This is a genomic window from bacterium (assembly GCA_018814885.1).
Taxonomy (GTDB): Bacteria; Krumholzibacteriota; Krumholzibacteriia; order LZORAL124-64-63; family LZORAL124-64-63; genus JAHIYU01.
Genome location: JAHIYU010000013.1, coordinates 1 through 6,467, shown reverse-complemented (window position 1 = coordinate 6,467; position 6,467 = coordinate 1). Strand labels below are relative to the sequence as shown.

At 68.2% G+C, this 6,467-nt stretch carries 6 protein-coding genes; 2 read left to right on the top strand and 4 right to left on the bottom strand.

The window, feature by feature from the left end; translation table 11 throughout:
• Window positions 1-1,026: T9SS type A sorting domain-containing protein (locus KJ554_00750; GenBank protein ID MBU0740859.1), on the top strand; the 1,026-nt coding region annotated here is incomplete at its 5' end.
• 70 nt (window positions 1,027-1,096) lie between these two features.
• On the opposite strand, the gene KJ554_00745 is transcribed toward KJ554_00750, so the two are convergent.
• The 4 genes from KJ554_00745 to KJ554_00730 form a co-directional block, all read right to left on the bottom strand.
• Window positions 1,097-1,699, bottom strand: coding sequence for a hypothetical protein (locus tag KJ554_00745; protein ID MBU0740858.1), 603 nt, complete (start codon window positions 1,697-1,699; stop codon window positions 1,097-1,099).
• A 127-nt stretch (window positions 1,700-1,826) separates the two neighbouring features.
• Window positions 1,827-2,423 carry a sigma-70 family RNA polymerase sigma factor gene (locus tag KJ554_00740; protein MBU0740857.1) on the bottom strand — a complete coding sequence of 199 codons (597 nt, stop codon included), beginning with the start codon at window positions 2,421-2,423 and terminating at the stop codon, window positions 1,827-1,829.
• 173 nt (window positions 2,424-2,596) lie between these two features.
• Entirely contained in the window at window positions 2,597-4,450 is a 1,854-nt protein-coding gene (locus KJ554_00735) for a 6-bladed beta-propeller (GenBank protein MBU0740856.1), read from the bottom strand.
• A 102-nt stretch (window positions 4,451-4,552) separates the two neighbouring features.
• Window positions 4,553-5,143: a hypothetical protein gene (locus tag KJ554_00730; protein MBU0740855.1), complete on the bottom strand. Its 591-nt coding sequence runs from the start codon at window positions 5,141-5,143 to the stop codon at window positions 4,553-4,555.
• 172 nt (window positions 5,144-5,315) lie between these two features.
• Here KJ554_00730 and KJ554_00725 point away from each other — a divergent pair.
• On the top strand, window positions 5,316-6,467 hold a 1,152-nt coding region (locus tag KJ554_00725), incomplete at its 3' end, for an NAD(P)H-dependent oxidoreductase subunit E (GenBank protein ID MBU0740854.1).

The following is a 6,467-nucleotide window of genomic DNA, read 5'->3' as shown; positions in this document are numbered from 1 at the left end:
TTCTTCGACATCACCTACCAGATCCAGTTCGCGGGCTGCCCCGGCAGCCCCCTGGACGGCCTGTCGGGTGCGACCACCGACACCAAGCGCTTCCAGGCCGGCGAGCCGTACTTCCCGCCCGTCAACCATTCCTGCGTGCTGGAAGACAACGGGCTCGGCACGGTCGACATGCCGCCGGCCTGCCCGGACGGCTACGAGGGACGCATGACTATCCTCGACGGCCTGCCCCCCGGCACTTCCCTCGAGATGGAGTCCGTCCTGACCGACTTCGCGGGCGTGGTCCGCTTTCCCGGCGGCACCCTCGGCGGCGAGGTCCAGCAGTTCTCCGCCAACCTCTACTGGGCGATGACCGGCACCGGCGAGCTCGCCGGCTTCGCGCGCAACATGGTCGTTCCCCTCGAGTGCGAGGTCCACACCGGCCCGCGCACACCCGGCGACCCGGTCCAGACCTTCGCCCAGACCATGTACCTCATGCAGGGCCAGCTCTTCGGGGACCCGGACTTCTGCGAGCTGATCGTCACCGCCGGCGAAGGCTTCGGACTGCCCAGTCCCGGCTTCACGACGTTGACCAGGCTGCCCAGCGGCGACTTCGCCGTCGACAGCTTCTTCGACATCACCTACCAGATCGACTTCCAGGGTTGCCCCGGCAGCATCCTGGAAGGACTCAGCGGCTCCACCCTCGACACCAGGCGCTTCCACGCCGGCGAACCCTACGTGACGGCCGTGCCCGACCTGGGCGCCGCGGGCGGCGCGCTGCTGCTGCGCAACCACCCGAATCCCTTCAACCCGATCACGACCATCGTCTACGAAGTACCCGCCGCGGCGGGTCTGGTCAGCCTGGACATCTACGACCTGCGCGGCCAGCTCGTCCGCACCCTGGCGCGCGGCCACCTGTCCGAAGGCGTGCGCACCGTGAACTGGGCGGGCGACGACGCGGCGGGCCGCAAGGTATCCGCCGGCGTCTACCTGTACGCGCTGCGCACGGACCGGGGCGTCATCGTGAAGAAGATGGCCTTGATCAGGTAGAGCGCGAACCGGAAGGAAAAAAGAACGGGCGCCCCGCGGGGCGCCCGTTCCCGTTGCCCGAACGATTCCGCTACTCGTCCTCGCGGATCACCTCGATCACCAGCTCGTCCTCGGTCTCGACGCCGTCGCCCTCGTGGGTCATCTCCACGCCGATGGTGGTGACGCCGTCCTCGGTGCTGACGTCCACCTGGGCGTCCCCCGCGAAGCCACTCTCGTAGATCTGTTGCAGGATCCGGGCGCGGATCTCGTCATCGGTACCCTCGGCCACGACCTCGATGTGGAACAGGTCGTGCCCCAGCTTCTCGGCCAGGCTCGTGCGGATGCCGGTGGTCAACTCCTGGCGCTCCAGGTGCGCGCCGGCCAGGGCGGGGAACACCCCCGCGAGGCGACCGGCCAGATCGTCGCCGTCGATGCCGCGGCCCCAGATCATCAGGTCGATGGTCGTCGGTCCGTCGTCGGTCTCCTGGATCGCCACCGACACGTCATCGACACCCGGCTGGGCTTCCACGAACCGCGTCACCTGCTGCAACTCGTCCAGCAGGCCGCCGGAATCCAGGGTGTAGGTCAGGCGCTGGCCCATCTCCACTTCGGTCTCGGTGGGCACGGTGCAGGCGCCGATGCCCAGTACGGCCAGCAACAGGGTCACGTAAACGGGTTTCCTCGGGAACATCATGTGAAATCCCCTCTCGCGGGACATTGTCCGTTCATGCCTGGCGAGAAGCTCCGCCGCCAGCTCGCTGCGCCCACGGGCGGCATCGCGCGTCGGTCGCGCGGTGAGGTCCCGCAGGATGCGTTCGAGTCTATCGGGTCGCATAATCCACCTCGCCTCCTTTTAAGGGTTGCCCACCCACCCGTCGGCGCAGCTCGCGCACGGCCCGCGACAGCCGCTGCTTGACGGTGTCTTCGGTGAGACCCGTCACGGCGGCGATCTCGCGGCAGCGCAGCCCTTCACCGTAGCGCAGCGCGATCAATTCGCGCGTGTCCGCCGGCAGCATCCCGAGTTCGGTGCGTACCCGCTCCGCCTCTTCGGTACGGATCATCCCCGCCAGGGGATCGCAGGCCGGGCCGGCCAGGAATTCCGCCAGATCGTCCACGTCCACCGTGTCGCGCCGGCGACGCAGATGGTCGATCAGAGCATGACGGGCCATGGCCATCAGCCAGGCCGTCACGCTGCCTTTCTGCGGATCGTAGCTCCCCTGGTTCTTCAGCAGCTTGTGGAAGACCGTCGAGACCAGATCCTCTGCGTCGTGGATGTCCGGCAGCCGCCGGTCGAGGTAGTCGAACACCGGCGCGTGCAACTCGCCGAACAGGGACCCGAAGGCCTTCGCGTCGCCGCGTCGCGCCTGCTGCAGCAGGCGTGCGTGACGACGATCCCTGATGGCCTTGCGTACGTCCAAAACCGTTCGTTCCTCGTTCCGGGTGATGCGGTCATCCCCTACTACGCGCGGGCGCGGGATCGGTGACACGGCGCGTGCGGCGCCGTGCGCGCGAACCGTGAAAAACGAGATGGTTGACACGTCAAATATCGACGAGTCGACCATCTCGATTTCCTGCGCGCGATGAACGACGCCTAGCGAACCAGGACCATATGCCCGTTGCGGGTCTCCCCGACGGCCACGAGACGGCAGACGTAGACGCCCGAGGCCGCATCACGCCCCGCGGCGTCCGTGCCGTCCCAGACCAGCTCGTGGCGGCCCGGTCCGTAGGCGTCGCCGGCGGCGAGGGTCCTGACCACCCGGCCCGTCAGATCGTGCACGCGCAGGTCCACCGTGGCGGCGGCCGGCAATTCGAAGATGATCGTCGTGCGCGGATTGAAGGGATTGGGCGTGTTCCCTACCAGCCTGAGCGTCCAGGGGACGGCGGACGGCGTGCTGGTGGTGACCGTGGCGCCGGCAGCGGAAGAGTAGCCGGAGAAGTTGCCGGCGTCGTCGAAGGCGGCGACACGATAGTACCAGGTCTCGCCCGGGGCGACCGCGCCGTCGACGTACGACGGGTCGTACGACTCGGCGTATGGCGTGAACGGATCGGACGGCACGAAGTCGGGCGCGCCGCCGCGGTACACCGCGTAATGGCCGAGATCGGGCGCGCCGCTGGCGTCCCAGGTCACCTGCAGCTCCAGCTCGCCCATGATCTCCTCAACCAGGGGCGCGCCGAGCAGCGGCGGGGGGATGTCGTCGATGGAGTAGCCGGAGTCCGGAGCCGAGTCGAAGAACTCGCCGTAGGACGTGAACGCGGTCACGGCGAAGACGGACCAGCAGACGCCGCCGGTCGCGGTCGAATCGCAGAGGGTGGGCGCGACCAGGTTGTAGATCGTGTCGCCGCGGGCGGGAACGGTGGCGATGAAGTCCCAGCTCTCCATGACGCGTTCGTCGATGCGCCGGTAGACGCCGTAAGCGGTTACCGCGGTGGGCATGGTCGTCACGTCGAAGAGGGTGGGCGTCCAGGTGAGGCGTACCCAGCGCCCCTGGTCGCCGCCGATGTCGGCGATGGAAGAAAACGCCGGCGGATAGCCGCACTTCTTCACCATGTTGCGCTGCTGATCCACGCCGTAGACGGTGCCGTAGCCGAAGACGGCCACGCCCCGGCTCTGGCGGAACTCGTGGAGCTCGGACAGCAGGCCGCCGCCGGGGCCGAACTTGCGCAGCACGTCACCGTTTCCGTCCATGAAGTAGACGTTGTTGAACTGGTCTACCGCCAGGTCGTACAGGTCGCCGATGTTGATGCCCGGTTCGCCGTCGCTCCAGGACCAGAGGTAGCCGCCGCTGCCGTCGAAGACCTGGATCCTGCGATTCAACGTATCCGCCACGTACACATCTCCCGACGGGGCGACGTCGATGCCGTGGGGCTCGAGGAACTGGCCCGGGAGGCTGCCCTCGTCCCCCCAGTGACCGACGGGGGTGCCCTGTGAGTCGAAGGCGAAGACGGCGTGATAGGTGATGTCGGTCACGTAGACGTCGCCGTAGGCGCTGACGGCGATACCCCGCGGCGCGTAGAAGGGAAAGCTGGCGCCCCAGGCGATGTCCCACTCCAGGACGTAATTGCCCACGCTGTCGAACTTCTGCACGCGCAGGTTGTCGGCGTCCACGACGTAGACGTAGCCGGAGTCGTCCACGTCCACGGCGTAGGGCCAGTCGAACTCGCCGGGGCCGTTGCCCGTATCGCCCCAATGGGTGAGGTAGGCGCCGTTGGAGTCGAACTTCCAGACGCGGTCCCGGTCGTGATCGGTGACGTAGACGTTGCCCCAGCGGTCGGTGGCTATGCCCTGGGGGCCGAAAACGTTTTCGGGCACGTCGTCCGGTCCCCAGGATCTCAATACCGCCAAGGGCTCCTCGGTGCCCTGGGCGAGCAGCGAAGCCGACGGCATCAGGAACACGACAGAGAAAAGCAGCAACGGGCGTAGGATTCTGGCATGAGCGCGGTGCATGGCCAACCCCTCCGAAAGAGCCCACGAACGCGTGATCGTACGTCCTTCATGATACCACATTCTCAGCACATCGGGGTGGGCCGCATCACGGCGTAGCCCGCTCTACCAGTGCCGCTTCAACTCGCCCCACGACGCCGCCTCGTCGCCGACGACCTCGCCGATGCGGGCCAGCATCGCCTCGGCCATGCAGCGCAGGCCGGTCGTGTCGCCGCCGGGCGCGGGCGAGATCATGATGCAGTAGAGACACCGCTGGCGGAAGAAGATCCAGCCGACATCCGTCAGCACGGCCTGCTTCGCCGGCCCGGTCCCGGGCCAGTCGATGATGTCGAAGCCGAAGGCGCCATGCTCGGGGTCGTCGTACATGGCCTGGGCGTTGGCGGCGTTGCCGAAATTGAAGGCGCTGGCGGTGGCCTGGTCCGGCGATCCGCCCTCGTCGTACACGTAGTTCTGGAACGCGGCCACCACGCAGCCGTGCTGCCAGTAGGTCGAGGCGGGCGGGTCGCCGATCAGGGCGGTGAGCTCCCCGAGGGTATCGGCGACGTAGGTGATGCCGTCGAGGGTGTAGCCGGGACAGGGCTCCGGTACGGGCAGCAACGGGCCGGGATCGAGATCCCCGCACGCGGCGCGCGCCTGCGGGGCGGCCGCCAGGACCATCGCGGCACACAGCAGGAACCGTGTCTTGAAAACGAACATGGCCACCCCCTTGCGAGCCGCTGAGCGCAGGACACAGCGTCTGTGCGCCCTTGAAAATGGTATCACATTCAGGTCCGCCGGGGAGACGGAACTTTCCATTTGCATGGTCCCTCCCCGCTTGACACCATTCAGGGACCATCCTCGCTTGTGACCGCCATTCCCGGGAGACGAGATGGCCCTTCAACTCGCCGCCATCGAAGAGATTATCGGCCGCTATCCGGCCGAGCCGGCCAGCCTGATCATGGTGCTGCAGGATCTCCAGACGGAGCTGCGCCACGTGCCGGACGAGGCCGTCGATCTGGTGGCCGGGAGCCTGGGCGTGCCGCGCAGCCGCGTGCACTCGGCGGTGTCGTTCTACAAGGCCTTTTCCGTCGCCCCCCGCGGCAAGCACCGCATCGACGTCTGCATGGGGACGGCCTGCCACGTCCGCGGCGCCGAGCGCCTGGTCAACCAGCTTGCGGACGAGCTGCACGTCGCACCCGGCGGCACGACCGACGATCTGGAAGTCACGCTGGACACGGTCCACTGCGTGGGCGCCTGCGCCCTGGGCCCGGTGGTGGTGATGGACGGCGCATGCCAAGGCGAGATGGAACCGCGCAAGCTCAGCCGCGCGCTCGTGAAATGCCGTGCCAGCGAGCCCGTCCCGGCGGCAGCCGCAGCGCCGGCCGTCATCCGCGACGTGAAGCGCGTAGCCGATCCGGCCGGGCTCGAGGCGTGGCGCGACCAGCTGCGCCGGACCGCCGACACCGATACGGCCGTCATCTCCATCTGCGCGGGCAGCGGCTGCCGGGCGCTGGGCGCCGACGAGCTGGCCGCCGCCTTCGAGACGGCGATCGACGCGCGCGGTCTCGCCGGCGAAATCCGCATCCAGCGCAACGGCTGCCACGGCTTCTGCGAGCGCGGGCTGATCTGCATCGTGAGGCCGCAGGGGATCTTCTACCAGAAAGTCGAACCCGCCGACGCCGAAGAGATCGTCGCGTCGATCATCGGCCGGGGCGAACCCGTCGCACGTCTGCTGTACGCGGATCCCGCAACGGGCGAGAAGATCGTCCACGAGAAGGACATCCCCTTCTATGCGCGCCAGCGCCGGGACCTGATGCGCAGGAACGCGCTGATCGATCCGCTGAACATCGGCGACTACGTGGCCGCGGGCGGTTACGCCGCCCTGGCCAAGGTCCTGAGTGGCATGAGTCCCGAGCAGGTCATCGACGAGGTGAAGCGCGCCGGCCTGCGCGGGCGCGGCGGCGGCGGCTTCCCGGCCGCCCGCAAATGGGCCTCGGCGCGCAAGGTCCCGGCCGCGCGCAAGTACGTCCTGTGCAACGCC

Coding starts and splice junctions, on each gene's coding strand:
- KJ554_00730 (MBU0740855.1), bottom strand. CDS start 5,143: ATGTTCGTTTTCAAGACACGGTTCCTGCTGTGTGCCGCGATGGTCCTG.
- KJ554_00735 (MBU0740856.1), bottom strand. CDS start 4,450: ATGCACCGCGCTCATGCCAGAATCCTACGCCCGTTGCTGCTTTTCTCT.
- KJ554_00745 (MBU0740858.1), bottom strand. CDS start 1,699: ATGATGTTCCCGAGGAAACCCGTTTACGTGACCCTGTTGCTGGCCGTA.